Origin of the sequence: Pantoea sp. S18 (assembly GCF_045689705.1) — a bacterium.
GTDB classification, from domain to species: domain Bacteria; phylum Pseudomonadota; class Gammaproteobacteria; order Enterobacterales; family Enterobacteriaceae; genus Pantoea; species Pantoea symbiotica.
The window spans coordinates 2,841,182-2,868,041 of record NZ_CP142688.1 but is presented as its reverse complement, the minus strand read 5'-3'; the positions used below and the strand labels follow the sequence as shown (position 1 = coordinate 2,868,041).

Below are 26,860 nucleotides of genomic sequence, written 5' to 3'. Positions count from 1 at the left end.
CACATGCTGGATTTATTTAGTGACGAAGCGCCGTGGCAGGAACCGCTGGCGGATGGCGCGGTGATTCTGCGACGTCGTGCTCGCGATCAGGCTGATGCGCTACTGGCGGCGATTTACGACATCGCTGCTAAAAATCCCTTTGCCCATCGCATCACACCTGGCGGCCATCGCATGTCGGTGGCGATGACCAACTGCGGCGATTTTGGCTGGTCAACCGATTCGCGCGGCTATCAATATACCGAGCAGGACAGCAACAGCGGACACCACTGGCCGCCGATGCCTGCGCTGTTCCGCGAACTGGCGCAGCACACCGCGCGTGAAGCGGGCTTCGCCGGTTTCAATCCTGATGCCTGCCTGATTAACCGCTACGAACCCGGCGCAAAACTGACGCTGCATCAGGATAAAGATGAGAAGGATCTGCGCCAGCCGATTGTGTCGGTTTCATTAGGATTGCCTGCGGTGTTCCAGTTCGGCGGTTTCGAACGCGGTGATGCCACCCAGCGCGTGCTGCTGGAACATGGCGATATTGTGGTATGGGGTGGGCCATCGCGCCTGCGTTATCACGGCATTCTGCCGCTCAAACCCGGCATTCATCCGCAGGCGGGCGCGTTCCGCTACAACCTCACTTTCCGCCGTGCTTTTTAGGCATCTTCGGCGTTTATATGCAGGTGCGCATGAATGCGCACCCTACGAAATCCCGCCATATATCCGTAGGGTCGCCATTCATGGCGACCGATTCATTCAGGCAACTATGAGATGAGAATTATTCTTGCTATCAGCCAAGCCGACATTAAACTGCAGGCTGCTTTATTGACCGCTGGAACTCTTTAATGGCATTGCTGCAAGTCGTTTTTCGCCAGTACCGCTGGCCTTTTATTGGCGTCATCCTTCTCACGTTGTTAAGTGCCGTGCTCGGTATCGGCTTGATTGCCTATATCAATAATGAGCTGATCGTCGCGGTGAATACCTCGATTTCGGTGCTGCCGAGTTTCCTTGGCCAACTGTTCCTGCTGATGGCGGTGACGCTCGGCTCACAGCTGGCGTTGACCATGCTCGGCCACCACTTTGTCTGGCGGCTGCGTGGCGAATTCATCAAACGGATCCTCGACACGCGCGTGGAGCGCATCGAACAGATCGGCAATGCTCAGTTGCTGGCCGGCCTCACCAGCGATGTGCGCGCCATCACCATCGCCTTCGTGCGTTTACCCGAGCTGATTCAGGGCATCATTATTACGCTGGGTTCGGCGCTTTATCTCGCTTGGCTCTCACCAAAAATGCTGCTGATCACCTGCCTGTGGCTGGTGGTGACGCTGGTTGGCGGTTGGTTGCTGGTATCACGGGTTTATCAGCACATGGCTAAGCTGCGGGAGATTGAAGATGACTTGTATCGCGATTTCCAGACCATTATTGAAGGGCGCAAAGAGCTGCAGCTCAACCGCGAACGTGCGCAGCTGATTTACGACAGCGTTTATCAGGAAAATGCCAAAAGCTATCGCCACCACATCGTGCGCGCCGATACCTTCCATCTCAGCGCGGTGAACTGGTCGAATATCATGATGCTGGGCGCGATTGGCATCGTGTTCTTTATGGCGAACGGATTGGGCTGGGCCAACACGGCAGTGGCGGCAACCTATTCGCTGACGCTGCTGTTCCTGCGCACGCCGCTGCTGGCGGCGGTTGGCGCCTTGCCGACGCTGCTTAGTGCGCAGGTTGCCTTTCGCAAACTCAACACCTTCGAACTGGCGCCGTATGAAGAAACCTTCAAAGCGCTGCCAAAAGTCAGCGAATGGCAAACGCTGGAACTGCGCGACGTCTGCTTCCACTACGGCGAGCACGGATTCCAGGTTGGGCCGATCAATTTGACGCTGCGTCGCGGCGAGCTGGTGTTCCTGATTGGCGGCAACGGCAGCGGAAAATCGACGCTGGCGATGCTGCTCACTGGCCTGTATCAACCGCAATCGGGCAGCTTACTGCTGGACGGCAAAGTGGTTGACTGGCAAAACCTCGATGCCTATCGCAAACATTTCTCGGCGGTGTTTACTGACGTACATCTGTTTGATCGCTTGATCGGCGACCAGGGGCAACCGGCCAATCCTGCGCTGGTGCAGCAGTGGCTGGAGCGTCTGAAGATGCAGGACAAGCTCAAGCTGGAAGGCAACAAGGTGCTCAATCTGCAACTGTCGAAAGGGCAGAGCAAGCGACTGGCGCTGCTGCTGGCGGCTGCTGAAGAGCGCGACATCCTGCTGCTCGACGAATGGGCGGCGGATCAGGACCCGCATTTCCGTCGCATCTTCTATCGTGAGCTGCTGCCGTGGTTACAGGAATCGGGCAAAACGGTGTTCGCCATCAGCCACGACGATCACTACTTTATCCATGCCGATCGCTTGCTGGAGATGCGCGGAGGTCAGCTGAGTGAGTTGACCGGCAACGAACGCGATATGGCAACGCTGGATGCGGTGCAACGTACCGATACCGGCCATTAACGCCAGCCGGGAAAGCTTAGCGAAAACCCTTATTGGGCAAGATGTTGCGGAATAGATAAAGTGACTTCCAGCAGAAATCCTCGTTTCTGCGTCCCTGGAACACTTTTCTGTCGTCTTGTGTTGTCACCGGCTCGGGTTTATTTCTGAGCCGGTTTTTTATTTTGTCGGTAGCGGATGCGTCAGCAGCGTAATCACACGGTTTCCAGCCAGCCAGAAACGCGCCTGCAGCAATACTTTCGTGGTGAAATGCCCATCAAAATCCCGACACAAGCGCAGCGTTGCGCGGCCTTGCTGTACGTCCAGCTCTACGACTTCCGCCTGAAGAAAATCCATCGGCTGATGCAACTGCGGCCACAGCGCTTTGTAAATACTCTCTTTCAGTGAAAACAGCAATGTAGCGGCCTGGGCAAAGGGCAAAGGTTGCGCCAGCAGACGCTGCTTTTCCGCCGTGCTCATCAACATCCCGGCGGTTTCATAGGCGGTTTCCTCCGCCATTATCTGCTCAACGTCCACGCCCAGGCACAGTGGTTCGCGCGTCGCAGCCATCACTGCAACGCTGTGCGTGTGCGACAGTGACGCCTGAATGCCGGCGGGCCACAGCGGTGAACGATCAGGTGCATTACACAATACAAAATGCGGTAAGCCGAAGTGCGCAAGGTCTTGCTGCACCAGCCAACGACTCGCCAGATGCTCGGCTTTGCGTTTGGTCACCGCGCTCTGTAGCGACGCGGGCAGCGGCAATTGCCACGCCTGATGTAGTTCGGCATGCCAGTGTTGTTGATTAAATTCACACCAAGCGATCGGTAAGACATCCAGCGACATGCCAGCAGCACGGATAAACGGGGAAGAGGGCAGAACAAGCGGCGTTTGAGAGGCGAACATAAAAAATCACGGCTGACGGAAAACGTAGTTTTACCAGCCAGCCGGATGGAGAGCAAGCCAAAGGGGCTCGCCTACTTTTAGTTGTTTGGCGGAATCGCCATTCCTTTAATCTGCACCACGAAGTGCTGATGGCCTTTGGTGATGCGCGCACCGCGATCGCACCAGCGCGAGGCGAGTCGGAAGAAATCGTCGCTGCCGATATCGTAAGCCAGTTCAACTTTATTGATACCCGAGTGCAGGAGTTCTTCCGCATCCTGCAGGTTTTTTGCTTTGATGACCATAATGGTTTCCATCGAAAAAACAAGAGACCTAAGAGTAAGAGAATTCTGTGACAGTTTTGTTTCAGTTTGATGAAGTGCTGTCATATTTATCCAGAAATGTGATCTGGCCCGGGTTGGGTTGCTTTCGGTAAGTTACTGATTAGAAGTCATTTATAACCTTCAGATTGGCGATAATCTGATATTTCTTCTGATTTCTAAAGAGATGGGGGCGTGGCGGAAAAATTTAATCTTCCAGATCGGGAACACAAATAAACTGTGTGTTTCTATATAAGAGACGTTTGAGGGTGACGTAGGTCAAATTTAAAAACAATAAGAAGTGTATAAATACGTCAACTTAATTCGAATCGGAAATTAACAAGTGAAATCTACCTTTGTTGCTTTATTCATTAGCATGGCTGCTTTTAACCTGAATGCTATGGATTTTTCACAGGCTCAGGAAGGCGTTAGCCATTCAAGTCGTATGGCATCCGCTGCACAAGCTCGTATTAATGATGCCCAAAGCCGAGCTTACGAAAGTGGCACTTTGCACGATCGTAATGATGCTCAAATGATGAATAGCGCAAGCGAAGCAAGAGCAAATGCAATAGCTGAGGAACGTGGATATGCCGCTGCACTGGCCAATGCTGTCAATACTCAATCACAACAAGATGCTAACTATGGCATTAAAGGCAATGCAAACCTGACAAACCAGGTTAAAGGTATGCAGCAAGCTGTTTCCTATTCAGGTGTGTCGCCGCGTCAGGGATATGGGGCAACTATTAATGTTGCTGTAAGCAGTTTGAAACCAGATACAAAAGTCAGTGTGACAGTGAACGGAGTTACCAAAGTGACTACGGCCGCTGCTATTACCGCGGTTAATCCAGAAGCACAAATTGCCGTCTCACATGTTTCCGCCTTTCAGGCTAATCCGGGCAAAGGTTCCAAAAATGATCAAGGCTCATCACATTCTGTTAGTGGCAGCGGCAATGGTGCTAATAATGCTGCTAACACTCATAGCGCACATGGCTTAGGTGGTGGTGATCATATTGGTGGCGGTTCAGCAATGGGCGGTGGATTCCACGGTAGCTGGTAGGCGAGACTATTGAGATATGAAAAAAGGGACTATCCCGAAAGATAATCCCTTTTTCGCAGTGATTTGGTCGGCACGAGAGGATTTGAACCTCCGACCCCGGACACCCCATGACCGTGCGCTACCAGGCTGCGCTACGTGCCGAACGTGGAAGAATATTACTGTTTCCGCGCACGATTGCAATATGAGCAGCATTTAACTGCCTCATAATTAATCAGTTTGCGACGAATCGCTTCTCTTCCGTCAGCACCTGCAGCAGCAACGCCAACTGCGGTTTATGATCTTTCAGCTTGTGACCCTGCGCATCGTAAGCGCTGTAGCTGCCGTTGTTATTCAGCACCAGCGTCACGGTTGGCGTGGTCACCACCAGCTTGCCATCTTCGCTGCTCGCCACCCAATCGTGGCTGCGCTGCGCTGCAAACAGATCTTCACCCTGCGAGAAGTTGGCGGGGTTGGTGCGCACGTGCAGCAGACGCTGCATCAGCGTGGTCATCACATCCTGCTGATCGGTCAGGCGATCGATGGTTTGCGCGGGCGTATTCGGCCAATGCACCACCAGCGGCACCTGCAAGGTCGCACGATTACCTGGATTATCATCGTTGCTATCAAGATTAACCGCACGCTGCGCCGTAATCACCACCACGGTGTTTTTCAGCAAATCGCGATCCTGCAAGGTTTGCAACACCGCATTAATCTGCTCATCGACACCGCTTGCCTGACGCGTATAGCTGCGCTGGCGCGCCTTCAGGTTGTCGCCATTAACCGTGACACCGTTCAGGGCAATCCACGAGAACCATGGTGCGCTGTTTGCTCTCTGGCCGTTGAGCCAGTTTTGCCACTGCGTCACCGTGGTGCTATTCGGCTGGGTATCGGCCTGCGGCAGCGAATAGTCTGCTAATAAAGCCTGACGATACAGCGGTTGGCTAAAGCCGTCCGATGAGAACAAGCCAAACTGATAACCTTGCGCATTCAGCGCATTGAGCAGGGCCGAAGGCGTGCGCGATGCTAAGACGCCATCCATATAGCTGGAAGAGATGCCGTAGAACAGGCCAAACAACCCTTTTTCCGGCTGCAGTCCCGCGCTGTAGTGCTGGGTGAAGCGCACGTTTTCGCTGGCGAATTGATGGAGCGACGGCAGCGCTTTCTCCACCGTGGCGTTGTTCAGGCCATCAACGGTAAGCACCAACAGATTGTGGCGCGTACCGCCATCGCGGAAGGTAATGTCACTCAGAGGATACTGCACTGACAACGCTTCCGGATCGCCCTGTTGCACCAAGCGGCGCTGGTACTCTTGCGCATCCAGCAAACCGTGACGCTCAAGGAAGCGACGCGCGGTCATTGGATAGGAGAGCGGCAGATTGGCGCGCTGCATGGTAATCGGGCGATAGAAGTTGGCATCGGCCCAGATATACAGCAGATGGCTAGCGAAGAAGGCGCTGATAAACAGGGCGGCCAGCGGCTTACCGAACGAACGCCGATTAAGGCTACGCAGCTTTTGCCAGCTCCAGGTCGCAAACAGCATTTCGACGAGGAAAATCAGTGGCACGCTAATAAACATCAGCTGCCAGTCACGCGCCATCTCGCTTTGATCGGGGTTAATCACCAGCTCCCACACCACCGGATTGAGGTGCAAGTGGAAGCGGCTGAATACCGCGCTATCGACCATAATCAGCGTCAGCCCGGCGGTGGCGATAATCGCCGACAGCACCCTCAGCAATCGCTGTGACATCACCACAAAGGTGAGCGGGAAAATGATCAGCAGATAGCCCGCGAAGACAATGAAACTGAAATGACCGATCCAGCTGGTAAAGGCATAGATACGTCCCGCGAGCGACGCGGGCCAGTCGGCGACCAACAGGTAGCGGCTGCCTAATATAAACGCGAAGATAATATTAAACAGGGCAAACCAATGCCCCCAGCTGATCATCTGGGAGACTTTTTCGCGGTAGCGCTGCCGGTTGGTTACCATATTATGAGGTCAAATCTGCATATTAATGAGCGTTATCGTCGCGTACGGATGACTGCAACGCATCCGCGAAAGATCGTGCCAGAGTGCGGCGTTGAGCCGGTGAAACGCTGGTATTGATCAAGTTAGTTACCATGTTACCCAATACCATCAGGGAAAGGTCGGTTGGCGCTTTGTCTTTTTCAAGAATCTGCGCCATCTCTGCGAGGAGCTTTTCCACGCGTTCGTCACTGTAACGGGATGATTGTGGCATATCGTCGTCTAATCAAGGGTGAAAAGGCGGTATATTACCGTAACAACGCACTTTTTTCCGCAATTTTATCGCAAGCAGAGCGATCAGTTTGTGCTGGTAGTTGAAAGCGGCTGCGGGCGGTGTTTGAATACGCGCCTGAGCTAAAAGGAGAGTCTACCATGAGTCTGGATATCGACCAGATTGCCCTGCATCAGTTAGTTAAACGTGATGAAAACCAGCTGGAACTGGTACTGCGCGACACTTTGCTGCCCGCGACCCGCGCGGTTGAAGAGATGGCAGAAGAGCTGCATCGGGTTTACAGCGCCAAAAGCAAAGCCTACGGCCTGTTTAACGAGGACAGCGAACTGGCCGATGCGTTGCGTAACTGCCGCAAAGGGGAAGATGACTTTCTGGCATTTAGCCGTGCGGCAACCGGACGTCTGCGTGATGAGCTGGGTAAATATCCTTTTGCGGAAGGCGGCGTGGTGCTTTTCCTGCACTATCGCTATCTGGCCGTCGAATATTTGCTGATTGCGGTTCTCAACAGCCAGTCGAGCATGCGCGTGAATGAACAGCTGGATATCAGCAGCACGCATTATCTCGATATCAATCATGCGGATATCGTGGCACGCATCGATCTCACCGAGTGGGAAACCAACCCGGAATCCACCCGTTATCTCACCTTCCTGCGCGGGCGCGTAGGCCGTAAAGTGGCGGACTTCTTTATGGATTTCCTTGGTGCCAGCGTAGGTTTAGACACCAAAGCGCAAAACCGTGGCCTGCTGCAAGCGGTGGATGATTACTGCGCCGAATCGGAACTCGATAAAAATGAGCGTCAGAACTATCGTCAGCAGGTTTACACTTACTGCAACGATCAGCTGCAGGCCGGCGAAGAGATTGCGCTGCATGATCTCTCTAGCGAATTACCACCGCTGGGTGAAAAAACCTTCCAGGCCTTTACTCAGGAGCAGGGTTACGAACTGGAAGAAACCTTCCCGGCGGATCGTAGCACCTTGCGCCAGTTGACCAAGTTCGCTGGTAGCGGCGGTGGCTTAACCCTGAACTTTGACGCTATGCTGCTTGGCGAGCGCATCTTCTGGGATCCCACTACTGACACGCTAACCATCAAAGGCACGCCACCGAATCTGCGCGATCAGTTGCAACGTCGGACCAGCAGTAAATAAATTTCAGCCATAAAAAAACGCCGCATATGCGGCGTTTTTTTTCAACTCATTCAGCGATTAAGCGCGAACGAAGTCGATGTGGAACAGTTTTGGCTTGAACGGATGACGCTGTACCGCCTGAGCTTTAACTTTGATTTCTTTACCATCAACAGCGATGGTCAGCACTTCGCTGTAGAACTCAGCTTTAACTTGCACGTTCATCACAGCGTCGTGGTCCAGTTCGATAGCAACTGGTGCTTCATTTCCGCCATAGATGATGGCTGGGAATTTGTTTGCTACACGCAGGCGGCGGCTCGCACCCTTACCCTGGTCTTTACGTACTTCAGCGTTAATAGTGAACATTTGATGTCTCTTCAATAGTTCCTGCTACAGGCGACCCAGCAACAGGACGGTTATTCAAACTGCTTTTACGGATGCAAAAGCGGGCGGCATTATAGCCCCAATGATGCCGCAGGGGCAAATGATTCCGCCGCTTATCGCAGCTCATTGGCGCGGCGATAACGGCCCTGATAATCAAACATTTTTTCGCGGATCTGCCAGAAATGTCCTTTTGCGCGCGCCACCACAAAGTCCGGATGGCGTAATAAAGGCTGTAAGGCGATGACATCTGCTGCGGTTTGCCAGCCAAGTTCCACGCCTGGCGCGCGCTGATGCGGACGCATAAACAGCTGCTCAAAGGCTTTACGTTGCGCTGGCGTTTGCAGGCGAAAACGCTCGCTGACGCTGGTGCCATCTTCATCGAAATAGGTGGCTTTCAGCCATTCACCTTTGTCATCGCGTCCTTGCTCCAGCGTCATGCCAGAACAGCGCAACACACGCGCATCTTTCAATTTCAGCGCGGCTTTCAGCATGTCATCCGGGTCGACCAGAATTTTGTCGCATTGATTGCAGCGCCGCGCGGCGATGTCATTCTCGGCGCCACAATCCGGGCAGCTTTTAAAGCGGAAGCGGTAATCACACTGTTCGCGCTCGCCTTCATTATCGTCCAGCACGCCCTGACAGCGGCGACCAAAATGCTCAATGATGTGACCATCTTCGGTGGTTTTGCCCCAAAAGGTATTGGCGAAACCGCAGGCGGGACAGAACACCTGCACCGGCTGATTGTCGCTGGCACCTTTCGGTGCGCCGACTTCGGGGGTAAAAAGATCGTGTGGATTTCCAGCGTAATCCAGCACCAGACAATCGGTTTTGCCGGGCGACAGGCGTAAACCGCGACCGACAATCTGTTGATAGAGGCTGACGGATTCGGTGGGGCGCAGAATGGCGATCAAATCAACGTGGGGCGCGTCAAAGCCGGTTGTCAGAACGGCGACGTTGACGAGGAACTTCAGCTGCTGCGCTTTAAATTCAGCAATCAAGCGGTCGCGATCTTTCACCGCCGTTTCCGCCGAGACCAGCGCGCTGTTTTCGGGCAGCAACGTGAGAATTTCACGGGCATGTTCCACGGTAGAAGCAAACACCATCACGCCGCGCCGATCTTCAGCAAACTCAACAATCTGCCGGATAATATGCGGCGTGACGCGATGCTGTTTTTTCAGCTCGCGGTTGAGATCGGCTTCGCTAAACAGCCCATTATTCTGCGGGATCAGCCGGCTGAAATCATACTGCACCACCGGCATATCTAAGCGCTCCGGCGGCACCAGAAAGCCGTGTTTGATCATATAGCGCAGCGGCAGCTCATAAATGCAGTCGCGGAACAGTGCTTTCTCATCACCGCGCACCATGCCGTGATAGTGGAACTGGTAAATCCAGCCTTTGCCGAGACGGAAGGGCGTGGCGGTCAAACCCAACAGGCGCAGCTGCGGATTATGTTGCCGCAGGTGAGTGAACAGCAGCTGATACTGGCTCTCTTCGTTATCGCTGATGCGGTGACACTCATCGACGATCACCAGCGAAAAGGCGCTGTCGAAGCGATCAAGATTGCGCGCCACCGACTGCACGCTGCCAAACACCACTTTGCTTTCGCTCTGCTTGCGCTGCAAACCGGCGGCGAAGATGTCGGCTTGCAGGCCATACGCCTGATATTTGCTGTGATTCTGCTCCACCAGCTCCTTCACGTGGGCCAGCACCAATACCCGTCCGCGCGCTAACCGCGCCAGTTCAGCAATCACCAGACTCTTTCCCGCGCCGGTCGGCAGCACAATCACCGCCGGCGTAGCATGGCGACGAAAGTGGTTGAGCGTGGCGTCAACCGCCTCTTGTTGGTATGGGCGCAGGGTGAATGACATCGGGGCAAACTTTTTTCTGGAACGGACGCGCATTATGACATGAAAGCCAGTTAAACGCAGGTTCACTACTGTTAGCAGTCTAAGGATCAAGCTATACTGCCCACACTTTCTTAACGGACAAAAACACCGTTTCAGTTTCCCCCGCAGTAACAGGCAAAGCGAATTCATGCGACTCGAAAAATTCATATCTCAGCAACTGGAAGTTAGCCGTGCTATCGCCGGACGCGAAATCCGCGCCAAAAAAGTCACCATTAACGGCGAAGTCGTGCGCGATGCGGCTTACAAAGTATTGCCAGACGATGAAGTCGAATACGACGGCAATCCGCTGGTGGTGCAGCAAGGTCCGCGCTATTTCATGCTGAACAAGCCGCAAGGTTACGTCTGCTCAACCGACGATCCCGATCATCCCACCGTGCTGTTCTTTATCGAAGAACCCGCAGCGTTCAAGCTGCATGCGGCGGGACGTCTCGATATCGACACCACCGGTTTGGTGCTGCTGACCGACGATGGCCAATGGTCACACCGCATTACCTCACCGAAGCATCACCTGGAAAAAACCTATCTGGTTGAAGTCGAAGAGCCGATCGATCCAGAACTGGTTGAGAAGTTTGCTGCAGGTGTACAGCTGCACAATGAAAAAGAGCTCACCAAACCGGCGGTGCTGGAGATCCTTGATGAGAAAGCGGCACGCTTGACCATCAGCGAAGGGCGCTACCATCAGGTTAAACGCATGTTTGCGGCGATGGGTAACCATGTATCGGCGCTGCATCGCGAACGTATTGGTGACATCGAGCTCGATGAAGATCTCGGTGAAGGTGAATATCGTGAATTGACCCAGCAAGAGGTCGACAGCATCGGCCTGCCAGAAGAACTCAAACAACGCAAATAGCGGGAGAACGCGGTGCGCAAGGAAAAGAATTCACCGGTTGGTTTAGTGGTCATCCTCGGATTGCTGGCGATGTTGATGCCACTTTCGATTGATATGTATCTGCCGGCCATGCCGCAAATCGCCCATGAGTTTGCGGTTTCGGCGGGCAGCGTGCAAATGACGCTCAACCTCTACATCCTCGGTTTCGCCATTGGCCAGTTGGTGTATGGACCTTTGGCGGACAGCTACGGACGTAAACCGGTGATTGTGCTGGGCACGCTGATCTTTGCCTGCGCCGCTGCGGCTTGTGCGCTGTCACAAACCATCGATCAGCTGATCTTTATGCGCTTCCTGCACGGCTTATCGGCCGCCGCTGCCAGCGTGGTGATCAACGCCTTGATGCGCGATACCTACTCGAAAGAGGACTTCTCGCGCATGATGTCGTTCGTGATGCTGGTGACCACCATCGCGCCGCTGCTGGCACCGATTATCGGGGGCTGGCTGCTGTTGCTGTGGAACTGGCACGCCATCTTCTGGACGCTGGCGGGTGCCGCGCTGATTACCACGGTGCTGGTGGTGACGCAAATCCGTGAAACGCTTAAGCCTGAACAGCGGCAGCGCTTTCATCTGCGTACCACATTAGGCAACTTCGTGGCGCTGGTGCGCCATAAACGCGCCTTCAGTTATATGCTGGCGAGCGGTTTCTCCTTTGCCGGATTATTCACCTTCCTCAACGCCGGTCCGTTTGTGTACATCGAAGTGAACCACGTTTCACCGCAGAACTTCGGCTATTACTTTGGCCTCAACGTGGTGTTCCTGTTCGTGATGACGCTGATTAATAGCCGCGCCGTGCGCCGCTTTGGTCCGGTGAAAATGTTCCGCCTGGGATTGGTGATTCAGTTCGCGATGGGCGTTTGGCTGCTGATTTCCAGCGCGCTGGATTTAGGTTTCCTGTCGCTGGTATTTGGCGTGGCGATGTTTATTGGCTGCGTCTCGACGGTGTCGTCGAATGCGATGGCGGTGATTCTGGATGAGTTCCCACATATGGCGGGCACGGCTTCTTCGCTGGCGGGTACGCTGCGTTTTGGTGTCGGTGCGTTAGTCGGCGCGCTGCTCTCATTAGTCAGCATTAACAGCGCATGGCCGATGGTGGCTACGATTGCGCTGTGCGCCACAATTTCGATTGTGCTGTTTACCTATGCTTCACGGCCTCAACAGCCAGCGTGACATCACCAAGGTCGCCATGAATGGCGACCCTACATATCCTGACTTTTTCCGTAATGTCGCCATGAATGGCGGTCCTACATATTCTGAATCTTTCCGTAGGGTCGCCATTTATGGCGACCTGGCCTAACTTAAATCTCTCCCCTCACTCGCTAATCTCCATTCATTCGTTATGCTTAATGTTTCCATTATGTGAAAATTTAGAGATAAAAAAGTAACGAGATTGCGTCTAAAATGATTGTTAACCGCAGCCGAACACGGTAAACATAGGCATAAATGTGAGAAGCCTCGCAAATTATAAATTGGCTACACGCTTTGTGCTTAAAACGAGAAGGCAGACTGAGTTCGTATTCTGAGCTAACCAGGTTGGGATTCACCACGTTGTGCCGTCGTCGTGAATAAAGTTAACGTCTCTGGGGGCCGTATAACTATGCTGCAACTTTCCGTTGTGCATCGCTTGCCACAACATTATCGCTGGTCGCTTGAACATGCGGGTGAAATTGAGCGTCAGGAAGCGGCGAATGGCGTGCATGCCGAAGATTTAGTGGTGCTGCGTCTGCTGAGCCACGATGGTCATCCGGCGCTGGAAATTCTGCACCAGCTGAAAGAAACGCTGGCGCAAATTCAGGTCGAGTGCAAAATTGCCCAGTGTGAAGGGCAGCCTTGTCTGTTGATTCAACGTGATGACGAAAGCGCGACCAACTGCTGCCTGAAAAATCAGGGTGTCGCTATCGCCGAAACCTTTGATGGTCACTGACTCAGATCTTTTCCCTGCGCTGACGCCAGTAGCTGCCGCGTGTAATCGGCTGCTGGTGCATTGAACAGCGCTTCGCAATCACCTTGCTCCACCACTTCGCCCTGACGCAGCACTATCAGCTGATGGCATAGTGCGCGTACCACCTGCAAATCATGACTGATAAACAGATAGGCGAGCTGATGCTGTTGCTGTAAACGACGCAGCAAGGTCAGAATTTGCTTCTGCACCGAGCGGTCCAGCGACGAGGTGGGTTCATCCAGCACAATCAGCTGCGGCTCAAGGATTAACGCGCGGGCGATAGCGATGCGCTGGCGCTGACCGCCGGAAAACTCCGCCGGATAACGTGAACGGCTGTCGGCATCGAGTCCCACTTCCTGCATCACCGCAATCACCTTGGCTTCCTGCTCGGCAGCACTGAGTTCCGGACGATGCACCGCTAAGCCTTCTGCAATCACCTGTTGCACCGTCATGCGCGGATTGAGCGACGAATTGGGATCCTGAAATACCACCTGAATGCGCTGGCGCAGCGGCAATAACTGCTTTGGCGACAGCTGATGCAGCGGCTGATCGTCAAACCAGATCTCCCCGCGCGCGGTGATTAAGCGCAGCAGCGCCAGGCCCGTAGTACTTTTACCTGAACCCGATTCGCCGACCAATCCAAGGCTTTCGCCACGCCGCAGCGTAAAGCTGAGATCCTTAAGCGCTAGCTTCTCTGCCACGGTGCGACGCAGCAATCCACGCCGGATCGGGAAACCAACCTGCAGATTATTCACCTGCAACAGCGGTTTAGCATCCTGCAGCGGCACCGGTTGACCATCCGGCTCTGCGGCGATCAGCTCACGCGTGTAGGGCTGCTGCGGTTGGCTAAACAGCAAATCGCAGCGGTTGTGTTCAACACCGCGGCCATTTCTCATCACCGTGACGCTGTGCGCCAGCTGACGCACAATATTCAGGTTGTGGGTGATGAACAGCATGCCCATATTGAGTTCACGCTGCAGTTCGCGCAGCAGTTGCAGAATCTGCGCCTGAACCGTGACATCCAGCGCGGTGGTCGGTTCATCGGCGATCAGCAGCTTCGGCTGCGTCAGCAGCGCCATGGCGATCATCACACGCTGTCGCTCGCCACCGGAAAGCTGGTGCGGAAAATCCTGCAGACGAGACGCCGCATTACGAATACCGACGCGATCCAGGCAACTGAGCATTTCGCCCCGCGCGGCTTCGCGTCGCATCCCGCGATGCACTGACAGCACTTCATACAGCTGCTTTTCCACATTGTGCAGCGGATTGAGCGACACCATCGGCTCCTGAAAAATCATCGCCATCTGGTTGCCACGCAGCCCGCGCAGGGTGCGTTCGCTGGCCTGCAGAATATCCTGGCCGTTAAACAGAATTTCACCTTGCGGATAGTTGACCGGCGGCTGCGGCAATAAGCGCATGATCGACAGCGCGGTAACGCTTTTACCGGAACCGGATTCGCCCACCAGCGCCAGCGTTTCGCCGGCATCAATCTGCAGCGAAATGTCTTCCACAACGCGGCGATCCTGAAAGGCCACCGCCAGATGATTCACCGTTAGCAGGCTCATTTAGCGTCCTCGGCTCGGGTCAAAGGCATCGCGTACCGCTTCGCCGATAAAGATCAGTAACGACAGCAGCAGGGCGAGGGCAAAGAAGCCCGCCAGCCCCAGCCACGGCGCCTGTAAATTGTTTTTGCCCTGTAACAGCAGCTCGCCGAGCGATGGCGATCCGACTGGCAAACCAAAACCAAGGAAGTCGAGCGAGGTTAACGTGGTGATTGAGCCGCACAGGATAAACGGTAGAAACGTTAATGTGGCGACCATGGCGTTTGGCAGCATGTGGCGCAGCATAATACGGCTGTCGCTGACGCCGAGCGCGCGCGCCGCACGGATATAATCGTAGTTACGCGCACGCAGGAATTCGGCGCGCACCACGCTCACCAGGCTCATCCAGCCAAACACCACGGTAACCAGCAGCAGCCACCAAAAGCCGGGCTGAATTACGCTGGAGAGCAGAATCAGCAGGAACAGCGATGGCATGCCCGACCACACTTCAATCAGCCGCTGGCCGACCAAGTCGATGCGGCCACCAAAGTAGCCTTGCACCGCGCCGACCACGATGCCAATCACGCTGGAGAACAACGTCAGCATGATGCCGAACAGCAATGAGATGCGCGTGCCATACAGCAGGCGAGCCAGCACATCGCCGCCGTTAGCGTCGGTGCCGAGCCAGTTTTGCGCCGAAGGTGGAGAAGGGAAGGGCACATCGGTAGCGAAGTTGATGGTGCTGTCGCTAAAGCGAATCGGTGCCCAAATCGCCCAACCTTGCTGATCGATGAGCTGCTTCAGCCACGGATCCTGATAATCAGCGGGCGTAGAGAAATCACCGCCGTAATCACTTTCGCTGTAGTTGAACAGCAGCGGCATATACCAGCGCTGCTGATAATGCACCAGCAGCGGTTTGTCGTTGGCCAGCAACTCAGCGCCCAACGACAGGACAAAAATGATAAGGAAAATCCACAGTGACCAGTAACCGCGACGGTTATGGCGAAAACGCTGCCAGCGCTGCTGGTTAACAGGAGATAAGCGCATCAGCGTCCCTCAAAATCAATGCGCGGATCGACCAGCGTGTAGGTCAGATCGCTGAGAATGTTCATCAGCAGGCCAATTAACGTAAAGATATAGAGCGTGCCAAACATCACCGGATAGTCGCGCTGGATGGTGGCGTCGTAGCCGAGCAGGCCCAAACCATTGAGCGAGAACATCACCTCAATTAACACCGAGCTGGTGAAAAACATGCTGATAAAGGTGGCAGGAAAACCGGCGATCACCAGCAGCATGGCATTGCGGAACACGTGGCCGTACAGCACGCGCTTCTCATCCAGCCCTTTGGCGCGCGCGGTGACCACGTATTGTTTGCGGATCTCATCGAGGAAGGAGTTTTTGGTCAGCATGGTCAGCGTGGCAAAACCGCCAATCACCGTCGCCAGCACCGGCAGCGTGATGTGCCACAGGTAATCGGTGATTTTGCTGTACCACGGCAGCGCATCAAACTGCGGTGACGTCAGGCCGCGCAGCGGGAACCAGTCAAAGTAGCTGCCGCCGGCAAACAGCACAATCAGCATGATGCCGAACAGGAACGCCGGAATCGAATAGCCAATGATGATAAAGGTGCTACTCCAGATATCGAAGGCGCTGCCGTTACGCACCGCTTTTTTGATGCCCAGCGGAATCGACACCAGATAAATGATTAAGGTGCTCCACAATCCCAAACTGACGGAGACCGGCAAACTCTCTTTGATTAGCTGCAGCACCGATGCGCTGCGGAACAGGCTGTCGCCGAAATCAAAACGGATGTAGTTCCACAGCATTTCGCCGTAACGCTGTAGCAGCGGCTTATCGAAGCCGTAGCGATGCTTAATCTCCGCGATCACTTCCGGATCCAGGCCGCGTGCGCCGCGATATTGGCTGTCGCCGGGATTGTCGCGCACCAGCGATCCGCGCGTGCTGCTGTCGCCACCGCCGGAGCCGGGAATACCGGTGCTATGACCAAACTGCACGTTGGCTAACGCCTGATCCACCGGACCGCCGGGTGCTATCTGCACAATAAAGAAGTTCAGGGTGATGATCGCCCACAGCGTGGGGATGATCAGCAGTAACCTGCGAAGAAAATAGGCTGCCAAACCGTGCTCCTCAGCGTCGATCGGCCGGCAATCGCCCGGCTTTGTTCACATCGTACCACCAGTTTTCCAGACCGGTAGCAAACGCGGGTTTAATCTCGGGATGGGAAAACTTGTCCCAATACGCCATGCGATCTTCCGCGCTGTACCACATCGGAATCATGTAGGCATTCCACAGCAGGATGCGATCCAGCGCCTGGCCGAGTGGCAGCAGCGCTTTCTCATCGCCCTGATGCTCCACGATCTGCTGGACAAAATGGTCGACGATGGGATCTTTCACGCGCGGCGTATTCCATGAGGAGTTGATGAACTCAGACTGCCAGATGGTGCGCAAGCTGGTGGAGGGCCACGGCATCGCGTAATAGAGTGACGGAATCATGTCGTAGTCACCTTCACGTAAACGCCGTAAATATTGCGAGCTGTCAATCTGGCGCAATGTGACCTGAATGCCAAGCCGTTGCAGGCTGTGCTGGAACGGCAGCGCCCAGTCGTTTTGCGTGCCGCTGCGCATCAGTAATTCGAAACGGAACGGCTGGCCGGTTTTCACGTTCACCAGCTGCTGGTTTTTAATCTCCCAGCCCGCCGCTTTCAGCAGCTTCATGGCTTGCAACAGGTTGCCGCGATCGAAACCGCTGCCGTCGGAACGGGGCGGAGCATACTCATTGTTGAACACTTCCGCTGGCAGCTGCGCCTTGTACGGCGCCAGCAGAATCAACTGCTCGGCTTTGGGATAGCCAAGTGCAGCATATTCGGTGTTCTGGAAATAGCTGCGCGTGCGTTTATAAGCGCCGTAGAACAACGCTTTATTCATCCACTCAAAATCGAACGCCAGCGTGATGGCTTCACGTACGCGACGATCGGCGAACAGCGGTTTTTCGTTGTTAAAGGCCAGCCAACGCGTGTCGGTGGAAACGGTGTTGGGAATGGTTGATTTGACGATGGCGTGACTATCAAAGTTGCGCCCGCGATATTGCGTGGCCCATTTCTTTGCGGAACTCTCTTCACGTAAATCGTAAGCACCGGCTTTGAAGGCCTCGAACGCCACGTTGTCATCGAGATAATAGTCATAACGCAGGGTGTCGAAGTTAAAGCGTCCGCGATTGACCGGCAAATTGGCCGCCCAGTAATCTTTCACCCGGCTGTACTGGATAAACTGACCCGATTTATACGAGGTGACGCGATAAGGCCCGCTGGCCAGCGGCGGATAACCAATCGGCTCATTAAACTTTTTGTTTTGCCAGAATTTTTCTGGGATGACCGGCAGCGTTAACCAGCTAAGAACGCGATCTTTGTCCGGCTTCGGCATGTCGATACGCACGGTGAGGCGGTTAAGCGCTTTAACTTGCACGTCACGAAACGCCACGCGGAACTGCGGCACACCTTCCGTCATGAATTTCTGAAAGGTAAAAGCCACATCCTGCGCGGTAATTGGTGTTCCGTCCTGAAACTGTGCATGCGGATTGATCGACACTTCCATCCAGCGATAGTCATCAGGATAGCGCGCTGATTCAGCGATCAGCGGATAGTAGCTGCCAGGTTCATCATCGGAGGTGGTAAACAGGCCGTCATACAGCGTATCGGTGCCAATGCCGGGATTGCCGCGCGAGGCGAAGCGATTGAAGTTGTCGTAGGTACCGACCACCGCCAGCGTGATTTTGCCGCCTTTAGGCGCAGCGGGATTGGCGTAATCGTAGTGCGTGAAATTGACCGCATATTTCGGCTCGCCCAGTTTAGCAAAGGCATAGCTTTCGTTGATGGTTGCGGCATGCAGCGGCGCAATGGCGCTACAAAACAATAACGCTGTGACAAGACGCAGCAGCATAAGTGGGGCTATCTCCTGTGGTGTTCCGCACTTTATGGTAGCAGTTTCATGGGGTTCGCGTGATGCTAACTCAGTATGCGCTGGCGTTGGAAGTAACTGGCGAGTTTTTCAGGTCGTAGCGGGCGGCTAAACAGATAACCCTGTAAATGCGTCACGCCGCGATTCACCAGCCATGCAGCCTGATCGCCGGTCTCAACGCCTTCCGCCACGGTTTTCAGGTTAAGTTTTTTCGCCAGCAGCAGCACCGCATCAAGAACCGGCGAGGTGACGGTTTCCGTGCCAATGCTTTGCACAAACCCACGATCGATCTTCAGATAATCGAACGGATATTTTTCCAGGTAGATCAGCGCACTGTGTCCGGTGCCAAAATCATCAATCGCAATTTTGAAATTGTTTTCGTGCAGCCAGGCGAAGATTTCACCGGCATTTTTTTCCCCGACCATAGTGCGTTCGGTAATCTCAAACACATAGTTGAAATGATCAGGCGGCATGGCGTTAATCCATACCTGCACATCATGACGGAAACTCTCTGAGGCGAGATGCAGCGGCGAGAGATTGAGGCTCAGACGTGTGCCACGCGGCAGTTGTTTACAGAGAAACTGTGCATCGCGCGCCACCAAAGTAAATAGATGCTGGGTGAGCGGAATAATCAGGTTTTGCGCTTCTGCGTAGCTAATAAAGGCATCCGGTGGAATCATGCCTTCAGTGGGATGCGTCCAGCGCAGCAGCGCTTCCACGCCGTAAGGTTGTCCATCATGCGCGGTGACTAGCGGCTGGTATTCAACGTGAAACTGACCACGTTTGATTCCCTGCATGATCTCTTTGCCCGGACGCTGATGTCGAGTCAGCAATAGCCAACTCAAAGCGGAAACCAGTAAGGAAAATAGTATCCCAGTGAGCAGCGTCAGTGAGTAATCACGTGGCGCTAAGGTGCTGCCAAACAGCACAAAGTGCAGGTCGCTATTGTTAAAGGCTATTTCATGCAGCGATGCAGGCAAATCACTGGCGTGCACCACCTTATTGCTGCCGCTGAGTAGCGCCTTATTACCGATCACCAACGCCATGCCGGTGATTTCGGGATGATAGGAAGCCAGCAACTGGTAAGGCGTCAGGCTGATGTTCATGGTGGCCAGAATGCCGGTCTCTGCCGAACCTGGATTTTTCAGCCAGAGCGCCAGCGCCGGTTTCGTTGGTAGCAATGGCGTGCCTTCCAGTAAGCGCATATCGCGATCGCGTTCCAGTTCAGATTCAGGCGATATCGCATTGGCAGCCAGCAAAAAACTGCCGGTAGCAGAAGAGCAGTAAGCATTACTGTCGCGGACCAGCAGGATGGCGCGGATATTCCCGGCAAACGCGGCGCGAGAAGTCAGCTCACGGCCGACGCTGTTACAGGTTAATTGTGTGTATTGCTGCAGTGGATAAAGCGTATCCACCAGGGTTGTAATGACCTGTTGTAAATCGTCACGGCTGTGAGCCAGTAGCTGTTGATGTTGTTGTACGCGTTTTTGCCAGGTCAGTGTTAACAGGACGGTGACAAAAAGCAGAAAAAACAACGTGCCGATAATTACGCTACTCCAGGCGATGCGTCTTGAGTAGCTGGCGTGGCGTTTTAATGTCCCCGAAAGTGGCATGGAGTGTATTCCCCTTGTCTTGCCATTTTTTATTATGTTTATCACTTTGGTCATTACCCAGAGTCCTGCCGACATCGCAGTAATCACGGCGTCTGAAGGGCGATGTTTGGGTATCAGGAAGTCAACGAGAATATAACGAGAGCGCGAAGAATGTCTCGTTATATTTTTGATTCTCAATTACTTTTTATCGATTGGATTTGAGTTAAAAACAGTGGGCGAAAAAAAACGCTGCCGGGGCAGCGTTTTCTGATTCTCTGGCTGAGAGGATCTTCAAAAGAATACGTTAGCTCGGGTTTTTAGCGAGAACCCGACGCGCTTCACGGTAACGATTTTTCCAATAACTGTCGTTGAGATTGGAAATCATCACGCCACTGCTAGTGGATGCGTGAACAAAATTATCGTTGCCGAGATAGATGCCAACGTGGCGACCGGTAGAACCGGCGCGGAACAGCACTAAGTCACCTGCGCGCAATTTATTGCGTGAAATCTCTTTGCCGGTGTCTTGCTGTTCTGACGTTGAGCGTGGCAAATCTAAACCAAACTGCTCGCGAAAGGTGCGCTGAACAAAAGCAGAACAATCAATGCCGCGTTTGGTGTCGCCGCCTAAGCGATAACGTACACCTTTCCAGTCACTGTACTGTTCCATGATGCGGGACTTAACGTCCACGTTCTGCACCATCTGTTCAAATTCGTCCTGAGACGCTTGAAGTAAAAAACCATTCTGGTTGTTAACTTCATGATTCTCGTTATTCGCGTTCTGACCGTTATGGGTGCTGCTACATGCTGATAAAAGTGTTGCCAGAGCAACTGCGGGAATGATCCGCCTGAGGTATCTCAGTATTGGTTGAGACTTGACCATTGTACGTGAATTCCTTCGGTTTCCTTACGACAGAATGTCGTCAGCCAGATGACAAAACGGGTTGAGATTAATAAGTACGGCCGTCTAAGACAAATCCTTAATTACTAAAATGTGTTAATGCACACATTTTTGTAGCTTTAAGCACCGCATTTTATGCTGTTGCTTACTAATCGGATTTGAGGTTAACCGATTACAGACCGCGTGGCGAGTGCTTTTATATAGATATTCAAAGGTTTTTTCGATGTGAAATCAATCTGTAACACAATGGCTAGTTTATCAACAATTGGCAGCGATTTAATAGCCAAACAGCGGTGCAATAAGGGGGTAATTCTGGCGCTAAGGCCGATTTTAAGAGGGTTCGGGCTGGACAGGCTAAGATAAAGGCTATTGTTCCGCATTTTTCATCATAATCTTTTCTTTTACCTGAATAATGTTAGTTTGCTAATAGTTTATTCAGGTTTTAAATAAGCGCGAGCGATCGACTTTTTATTCTATGATCACTCGCGCTTAACAATTACCTGCGCGGCTTATATTTGCCCGGCAACGAACGGTCCAGCCAATTAACTAGCTTGTCGCTGAATGGCGTTAACAGGCACCAGCTCATGCCAACCAGCACCACCGACAACGAACCGACAGCAATATCGGTAAACCAGTGTGCACCCGCCATCACGCGTGGCAGAGCAAACACCACGCTAATCGCCAGGCCCACCAGAAACGCGCGGAAGCCGAAATAGCGCCACATAAAGCAGGTGAAGATCATCAGCATCATGCCGTGGTCGCCCGGGAAGCTATCTTTCGACGCATCTTTGGCCGGGATGCCGGTCAGTTCGCTTACGCGATGCACATTGTCAAAGAACAGCGTTGGGCTGGAGTGTTGCACCGGCAGCAGATGGCCGAGCTGGTTCAGGATCACGGCGCTTAGCAACATGGTGATGCCAATCGCGAGCATGCGACGGCGTCCTTGCTGTGTTTCGCGACGCCAGAAGCACAGATACAGCGCACCCATCGCCAGCAGTGAAACCAGATCGAAGCCGCGAAAGTTAGTGATGGCCACTAACAGCGCGAAGCCGTGATGGTCAACCATCTGGTCATTGAAGCCATAAAAGATGGCTTTATCGATACCAAACCAGAACCCGTGATCGGGCGGCAGGTACCATGAAACAAACAACATTATCCCTAGCGCATTCAGCAGCAGGATGGTGATTAATCGTGACGCGCGCATAAAAAAATAAATCCAAAGTGAAAACAACGGGGCAACCTAACGCATCTAATTTAAACGAATCTTCAACAAGGCGGTCTGCAAAAGGTTCCAGTCTACGGGCTGATGATGGATTAATTCGATGCGGCTATCCGGCGGTGTAGTAGGGCGCGTTTCGATAAACAAGTCTTCGCCCTGGCGATTGATGTTGACTAAACCGTCCGACGTGCGCAGTACGCCTTTAACGCGATCCACCGGCGCAAGCCGCGCCCACTCTAGTGCGGCAATGGTATCAAACACGGTTTCCTCATCAAAAATCCAGCCGCAGGAAGCATAACCCTGGCCTTCATTGAGCGCCCGACGCCAGCGCGCCTGACCATCCAGTTTCAGTGCGGCTAAGCCCTGTGGGCGGGAAGCGTGGTGGTGGTGGGCTGCATCGGGAACCGCACGATCCGCCAAGGCGGGTTGCGTCAGCAGCGCGGGATCGATCGCACCCCAGGCCGCCTCTACCAGCTGGCGTTCACCCAAAAATTGCAGCTGCCAATCCTGTAAACGCTGACGATCCTCATCGCTCCAGCGATCGCTTTTGTTCGCCACGATGATATCGGCCGCCACCAGCTGATCGCGGAAGTTCTCATTCTCCACCACGCGTGCGTCGGCGAGCTGGCGCGGATCGAGCAGCGTTAAGGTGGCATCCACCTGAATCCAGGGTTGATAGACCGCAGCACGCAGCATGTTCAGCAGCTGTTTGGGATGGCCAAGGCCAGTGGGTTCGATAATCAGACGATCGGGTTTCGCCTGCTTCAGCAGCATGTTCAGCCCAACCTGCAGCGGCAAGCCGTTAACGCAGCACATGCAGCCGCCGGGAATCTCTTTCAGCGTGGCACCACGATCGGCGAGCAGTGCGCCGTCGATGCCAATTTCGCCAAATTCGTTGACCAGAATCGCCCAGTTTTCATCGGCGGGTTTGTTGGCTAACAGATGCAGCAGCGTGGTGGTTTTTCCGCTACCGAGAAATCCGGTGATGAGGTTTACGCGCGTCACAAAAGGGCTCCCAAAAAAAGAGAATAAATCGCGCGCGGATGAGGGGCATCCGGCACGCACGGCCTTGTTATACTATAACAATCACCGGCGGCCGGACGGAAGCACGTTATGAGTCAGCGCGTCCCATGTAACGACGTTCCGCAATATGAATGCGGATGCGATCGCCATTGCTCAGATATTCTGGCACCTGAATGGATAAGCCGGTGCTCATGCCAGCGGGTTTGGATCGGGCGCTGGCGGAGGCGCCTTTGATGCCCGGTGAGGTATCAACAATTTCCATGTCAACGGTTTGTGGCAGTTCAAGCGCCAAGACCTGGCCGTCCATCGTCAGTACCTGAATGCCGGGAATGCCGCCTTCAGGAATAAACAGCAGCTCTTCTTCGATTTGCTCTTTCTTGAAGTTGTACGGCGTATAGTCTTCGTCATCCATAAACACATACTCATCACCATCTATATAAGAGAAGGTGACGGCGCGGCGGCTGAGCGAAATGGCGTCAATAATATCGTCGCCTTTGAAGCGCTCTTCCACTTTCAGGCCGGTGCGGACATCGGTAAAACGCATCTTATAGAGCGTCGCGGCACCGCGAGCACTTGGGCTCTGTACATCAATGTCTTTCACCAGCAACAGTTTGCCGTTCCAGGTGACAGCCATCCCTTTTTTGATCTCATTTGCCTTTGGCATGGTGGTTTTCTCGCTGACAGGAGGTTAATGCGCGTCACGTTACTCGCGCGGTGAAAAACTGGCAAGCGAGGCAATGTAAAATTGTTGCCGGTGCATGGCATTCGCGGCCTCAGACTGTTATTGTCGCGGCGAATTGTCTACAGGAGCGCATGATGTTTTGTCGTAACCAGTGCGGTGCCTGTTGCACAGCCCCCTCAATCTCATCCCCGATTCCTGGCATGCCACACGGCAAGCCGGCCAATACGCGTTGCGTGCAACTTGATGAGCAGCAGCGCTGCAAAATCTTTGGTTCACCGCTGCGTCCTGCGGTCTGTGCTGGTTTACAACCGAGCGCAGAAATGTGCGGCAGCAGCCGTGATAGCGCCATGACGTTCTTGCTAAAACTGGAAGCCGATACCGCACCTTGAACCGGTTGCTGACGCAGAGCTGAAGAATTTGGCTTAGTGCCGGTTGTCTGTACAGCAAAAGCATCAGCCTGCCTGCCGGTAAAAATCTTAAATCCAACATGAAGTGTGCGGGACGTCAAAAATCTGCTACTCAGATCGCGCATTTTCTTGCCTGCTGTTCGTGGCTGCACCATATTCCCTGAAACGTTTCAGCGTTGTCATTCCGGATAAGTCCGCGATGCATAGCATCTTTTTTCAACATCTAGCTGAAACGATTCAATACAGCAAGCGAGGAGAGATATGTTCCAGCTCGAAGTTCAGGCCATTCATACCGGTGCTAGCGCACAGAATAAAGAAGAGGCCATTCGCCAGGTTGCCGCTGCGTTAACTGCTGCGGGCAATGTGGCCGAAGGCTACGTTAACGGCATGCTGGCGCGCGAACAGCAAACCACCACTTTCCTGGGTAACGGCATTGCCATTCCGCACGGCACCACCGACACTCGCGACCTGGTACTGAAAACCGGTGTACAGGTTTATCAGTTCCCGCAGGGCGTGGATTGGGGCGAGGGGCAAACGGCGTATGTGGCGATCGGTATTGCTGCCAAGTCTGATGAACACCTCGCGTTGCTGCGCCAGCTCACCCACGTATTAAGCGACGACAGCATTGCTGAACAGCTGAAAACCGCTTCTGCGGAAGATCTGCGAGCCTTGCTGATGGGCGAAAACCAGGCGGCAGAATTCAAATTCGATACCTCGCTGATTGCCGTTGATGTAGCGGCCAGCGATTTGATCACCTTACAGGCACTGAACGCCGGTCGTCTGCAGGCTGCAGGCGCGGTAGACGCGTCCTTTATTGCTGACGTGATTTCACGTGCACCGCTGAGCCTGGGTCAGGGCATCTGGCTGAGCGACAGCGCTAACGGCAATATTGGCAGCGCAGTGGCTGTCAGCCGCACCGCTGCACCATTCCAGCATCATGGCGAAAACGTCGCGCTGCTGCTGACCGTGGCGGCTAACGATCAGCGTCCGCTGGAAGTGCTGGGCTACCTCAGCAACCTGCTGTTGACCAACAAAGCTGAACGTCTGCTGAAGGCCGATGCCGCTGGCATTCTGGCGCTGCTGACCAGCGAAGTCGATGAAGCCGCTGAGCTGCTGACCGCGGAGTTCACCATTCGCAACGAACACGGTCTGCATGCGCGTCCGGGCACGGCGCTGGTTACTGTGATCAAGCAGTTCAACAGCGATATCACTGTGACCAATCTCGACGGCAGCGGTAAACCGGCTAACGGCCGTAGCCTGATGAAAGTCGTCGCGCTGGGTGTGAAAAAAGGCCATCGCCTGCGCTTTACCGCCAGCGGTGATGATGCGCAGCAGGCGCTGAACGCGATTGAAGAAGCCATTAACGCCGGTTTAGGCGAGGGGGCAGCATGAGTCGTCGTGTCGCAACAATTACCTTAAACCCGGCTTACGATCTGGTTGGTTACACGCCAGAAATTGAGCGCGGTGAAGTTAACCTGGTGAAAACCACCGGACTGCACGCGGCGGGTAAGGGCATCAACGTTGCCAAGGTGCTGAAGGATCTTGGTATCGATGTCACCGTCGGCGGTTTCCTCGGTAAAGAGAATCAGGACGGCTTTCAGCAGCTGTTCAGCGAGCTCGGCATTGCTAACCGTTTTCAGGTGGTGCAGGGCCGTACACGTATCAACGTTAAGCTGACTGAAAAAGACGGCGATGTAACCGACCTGAATTTCTCCGGTTTTGACGTAACCGCGCAGGATTGGGAGCGCTTCACCGCTGATTCGCTTACCTGGCTGGGCCAGTTCGACATGGTGTGCGTCAGCGGCAGCTTGCCAGCCGGCGTAGCGCCAGAAGCGTTCACCAAGTGGATGAGCGATCTGCGCACGCTGTGCCCGTGCATCATCTTCGACAGCAGCCGCGAAGCACTGGTCGCCGGTCTGAAAGCCGCGCCGTGGTTGGTGAAACCGAACCGCCGCGAGCTGGAGATTTGGGCCGGTCGTAAACTGCCTGCGCTGCAGGACGTGATTGGTGCCGCACATGAACTGCGTGAGCAAGGTATTGCGCACGTGGTGATTTCTCTCGGTGCGGAAGGCGCGCTGTGGGTGAATGCTTCCGGCGAATGGATCGCCAAACCGCCCGCTTGCGAAGTGGTCAGCACCGTGGGTGCCGGCGATTCGATGGTCGGCGGCCTGATTTACGGCTTGCTGATGCGTGAATCCAGCGAGCACACGCTGCGTCTGGCGACGGCAGTGGCGGCGATGGCCGTCAGCCAAAGCAACGTTGGCGTTAAAGATCGTACCCAGTTGGCCGCGATGATGGCGCGCGTCGACTTACAACCCGTTAACTAACAGC

25 protein-coding genes and 1 tRNA gene are annotated in these 26,860 nt (G+C 54.1%); 10 read left to right on the top strand and 16 right to left on the bottom strand.

Going from position 1 to position 26,860, the window contains the following annotated elements; genetic code table 11:
- The first annotated feature begins 3 nt into the window (after nucleotides 1-3).
- Both alkB and VIJ98_RS13210 read left to right on the top strand, forming a co-directional pair.
- A complete protein-coding gene (alkB, locus tag VIJ98_RS13215) occupies nucleotides 4-645 on the top strand; it encodes a DNA oxidative demethylase AlkB (protein ID WP_323274410.1) in 642 nt (213 codons plus the stop codon).
- A 185-nt stretch (nucleotides 646-830) separates the two neighbouring features.
- Nucleotides 831-2,483, top strand: a complete 1,653-nt coding sequence (locus VIJ98_RS13210) for a multidrug ABC transporter permease/ATP-binding protein (RefSeq protein WP_323274408.1) — start codon at nucleotides 831-833, stop codon at nucleotides 2,481-2,483.
- A 156-nt stretch (nucleotides 2,484-2,639) separates the two neighbouring features.
- Here the strand turns inward: VIJ98_RS13210 and VIJ98_RS13205 are convergent, their stop codons facing one another.
- Nucleotides 2,640-3,365 (bottom strand): 4'-phosphopantetheinyl transferase superfamily protein, encoded by a 726-nt coding sequence (locus VIJ98_RS13205; protein WP_323274406.1) that lies wholly within the window; start codon nucleotides 3,363-3,365, stop codon nucleotides 2,640-2,642.
- Nucleotides 3,366-3,442: 77 nt separating this feature from the next.
- Nucleotides 3,443-3,646 carry a hypothetical protein gene (locus VIJ98_RS13200; protein ID WP_008105079.1) on the bottom strand — a complete coding sequence of 68 codons (204 nt, stop codon included), beginning with the start codon at nucleotides 3,644-3,646 and terminating at the stop codon, nucleotides 3,443-3,445.
- Between the two features lie 358 nt (nucleotides 3,647-4,004).
- Between VIJ98_RS13200 and VIJ98_RS13195 the strand changes: the two genes are divergently transcribed.
- The gene (locus tag VIJ98_RS13195; RefSeq protein WP_323274404.1) at nucleotides 4,005-4,718 is read left to right on the top strand and encodes a hypothetical protein; all 714 of its coding nucleotides are present in this window, start codon (nucleotides 4,005-4,007) and stop codon (nucleotides 4,716-4,718) included.
- 64 nt (nucleotides 4,719-4,782) lie between these two features.
- Here VIJ98_RS13195 and VIJ98_RS13190 read toward each other — a convergent pair.
- The 3 genes from VIJ98_RS13190 to VIJ98_RS13180 form a co-directional block, all read right to left on the bottom strand.
- Nucleotides 4,783-4,859 (bottom strand) — tRNA-Pro (locus tag VIJ98_RS13190).
- Nucleotides 4,860-4,929: 70 nt separating this feature from the next.
- Nucleotides 4,930-6,684 carry an LPS biosynthesis-modulating metalloenzyme YejM gene (gene yejM / locus VIJ98_RS13185; protein WP_179450067.1) on the bottom strand — a complete coding sequence of 585 codons (1,755 nt, stop codon included), beginning with the start codon at nucleotides 6,682-6,684 and terminating at the stop codon, nucleotides 4,930-4,932.
- Nucleotides 6,685-6,706: 22 nt separating this feature from the next.
- Nucleotides 6,707-6,934, bottom strand: coding sequence for a YejL family protein (locus tag VIJ98_RS13180; RefSeq protein ID WP_036648480.1), 228 nt, complete (start codon nucleotides 6,932-6,934; stop codon nucleotides 6,707-6,709).
- A 158-nt stretch (nucleotides 6,935-7,092) separates the two neighbouring features.
- On the opposite strand from VIJ98_RS13180, the gene yejK reads away from it, so the two are divergent.
- On the top strand, nucleotides 7,093-8,097 hold the full coding sequence (gene yejK, locus VIJ98_RS13175) for a nucleoid-associated protein YejK (protein ID WP_323274403.1): 1,005 nt from the start codon (nucleotides 7,093-7,095) through the stop codon (nucleotides 8,095-8,097).
- Between the two features lie 57 nt (nucleotides 8,098-8,154).
- Here the strand turns inward: yejK and rplY are convergent, their stop codons facing one another.
- Together rplY and VIJ98_RS13165 are read right to left on the bottom strand one after the other, a co-directional pair.
- Nucleotides 8,155-8,439, bottom strand: a complete 285-nt coding sequence (rplY, locus tag VIJ98_RS13170; RefSeq protein WP_008105033.1) for a 50S ribosomal protein L25 — start codon at nucleotides 8,437-8,439, stop codon at nucleotides 8,155-8,157.
- Nucleotides 8,440-8,570: 131 nt separating this feature from the next.
- On the bottom strand, nucleotides 8,571-10,325 hold the full coding sequence (locus tag VIJ98_RS13165) for a DEAD/DEAH box helicase (protein WP_154155875.1): 1,755 nt from the start codon (nucleotides 10,323-10,325) through the stop codon (nucleotides 8,571-8,573).
- Between the two features lie 166 nt (nucleotides 10,326-10,491).
- On the opposite strand from VIJ98_RS13165, the gene rsuA reads away from it, so the two are divergent.
- From rsuA to VIJ98_RS13150, 3 genes are all read left to right on the top strand, one after another.
- A complete protein-coding gene (gene rsuA / locus VIJ98_RS13160) occupies nucleotides 10,492-11,214 on the top strand; it encodes a 16S rRNA pseudouridine(516) synthase RsuA (RefSeq protein ID WP_061717809.1) in 723 nt (240 codons plus the stop codon).
- Between the two features lie 12 nt (nucleotides 11,215-11,226).
- The gene (locus VIJ98_RS13155) at nucleotides 11,227-12,420 is read left to right on the top strand and encodes a Bcr/CflA family multidrug efflux MFS transporter (RefSeq protein WP_323274400.1); all 1,194 of its coding nucleotides are present in this window, start codon (nucleotides 11,227-11,229) and stop codon (nucleotides 12,418-12,420) included.
- A gap of 427 nt (nucleotides 12,421-12,847) precedes the next feature.
- Nucleotides 12,848-13,174: a hypothetical protein gene (locus VIJ98_RS13150; RefSeq protein WP_008105027.1), complete on the top strand. Its 327-nt coding sequence runs from the start codon at nucleotides 12,848-12,850 to the stop codon at nucleotides 13,172-13,174.
- Here the strand turns inward: VIJ98_RS13150 and yejF are convergent.
- The 9 genes from yejF to yeiP all read right to left on the bottom strand — a co-directional run bounded on the left by yejF (nucleotide 13,168) and on the right by yeiP (nucleotide 24,104).
- Nucleotides 13,168-14,757 (bottom strand): microcin C ABC transporter ATP-binding protein YejF, encoded by a 1,590-nt coding sequence (yejF, locus tag VIJ98_RS13145; RefSeq protein ID WP_154155877.1) that lies wholly within the window; start codon nucleotides 14,755-14,757, stop codon nucleotides 13,168-13,170. The genes VIJ98_RS13150 and yejF overlap by 7 nt on opposite strands.
- Entirely contained in the window at nucleotides 14,758-15,780 is a 1,023-nt protein-coding gene (locus tag VIJ98_RS13140) for an ABC transporter permease (protein ID WP_154155879.1), read from the bottom strand.
- Nucleotides 15,780-16,871 (bottom strand): microcin C ABC transporter permease YejB, encoded by a 1,092-nt coding sequence (locus VIJ98_RS13135; protein ID WP_008105022.1) that lies wholly within the window; start codon nucleotides 16,869-16,871, stop codon nucleotides 15,780-15,782. Before VIJ98_RS13135 ends, VIJ98_RS13140 begins: the two co-directional genes overlap by 1 nt.
- A gap of 10 nt (nucleotides 16,872-16,881) precedes the next feature.
- Complete coding sequence (locus VIJ98_RS13130; protein ID WP_154155881.1) at nucleotides 16,882-18,690, bottom strand: extracellular solute-binding protein; 1,809 nt, start codon at nucleotides 18,688-18,690, stop codon at nucleotides 16,882-16,884.
- A 65-nt stretch (nucleotides 18,691-18,755) separates the two neighbouring features.
- Nucleotides 18,756-20,321, bottom strand: a complete 1,566-nt coding sequence (locus VIJ98_RS13125; protein WP_154155883.1) for a cyclic di-GMP phosphodiesterase — start codon at nucleotides 20,319-20,321, stop codon at nucleotides 18,756-18,758.
- Nucleotides 20,322-20,604: 283 nt separating this feature from the next.
- Nucleotides 20,605-21,180, bottom strand: coding sequence for a bifunctional murein DD-endopeptidase/murein LD-carboxypeptidase (gene mepS, locus VIJ98_RS13120; RefSeq protein ID WP_008105015.1), 576 nt, complete (start codon nucleotides 21,178-21,180; stop codon nucleotides 20,605-20,607).
- A gap of 514 nt (nucleotides 21,181-21,694) precedes the next feature.
- Nucleotides 21,695-22,402, bottom strand: a complete 708-nt coding sequence (locus VIJ98_RS13115; RefSeq protein WP_323274395.1) for a phosphatase PAP2 family protein — start codon at nucleotides 22,400-22,402, stop codon at nucleotides 21,695-21,697.
- Nucleotides 22,403-22,447: 45 nt separating this feature from the next.
- Nucleotides 22,448-23,422, bottom strand: a complete 975-nt coding sequence (locus VIJ98_RS13110) for a GTP-binding protein (protein WP_323274393.1) — start codon at nucleotides 23,420-23,422, stop codon at nucleotides 22,448-22,450.
- A gap of 106 nt (nucleotides 23,423-23,528) precedes the next feature.
- Complete coding sequence (yeiP, locus tag VIJ98_RS13105; RefSeq protein ID WP_008105009.1) at nucleotides 23,529-24,104, bottom strand: elongation factor P-like protein YeiP; 576 nt, start codon at nucleotides 24,102-24,104, stop codon at nucleotides 23,529-23,531.
- 152 nt (nucleotides 24,105-24,256) lie between these two features.
- Here yeiP and VIJ98_RS13100 point away from each other — a divergent pair, with 152 nt between their 5' ends.
- The 3 genes from VIJ98_RS13100 to fruK all read left to right on the top strand — a co-directional run bounded on the left by VIJ98_RS13100 (nucleotide 24,257) and on the right by fruK (nucleotide 26,856).
- On the top strand, nucleotides 24,257-24,511 hold the full coding sequence (locus tag VIJ98_RS13100; protein ID WP_323274391.1) for a YkgJ family cysteine cluster protein: 255 nt from the start codon (nucleotides 24,257-24,259) through the stop codon (nucleotides 24,509-24,511).
- A gap of 279 nt (nucleotides 24,512-24,790) precedes the next feature.
- Entirely contained in the window at nucleotides 24,791-25,921 is a 1,131-nt protein-coding gene (gene fruB, locus VIJ98_RS13095; RefSeq protein ID WP_323274388.1) for a fused PTS fructose transporter subunit IIA/HPr protein, read from the top strand.
- Entirely contained in the window at nucleotides 25,918-26,856 is a 939-nt protein-coding gene (fruK, locus tag VIJ98_RS13090) for a 1-phosphofructokinase (RefSeq protein ID WP_008105004.1), read from the top strand. Before fruB ends, fruK begins: the two co-directional genes overlap by 4 nt.
- Nucleotides 26,857-26,860 lie beyond the last annotated feature (4 nt).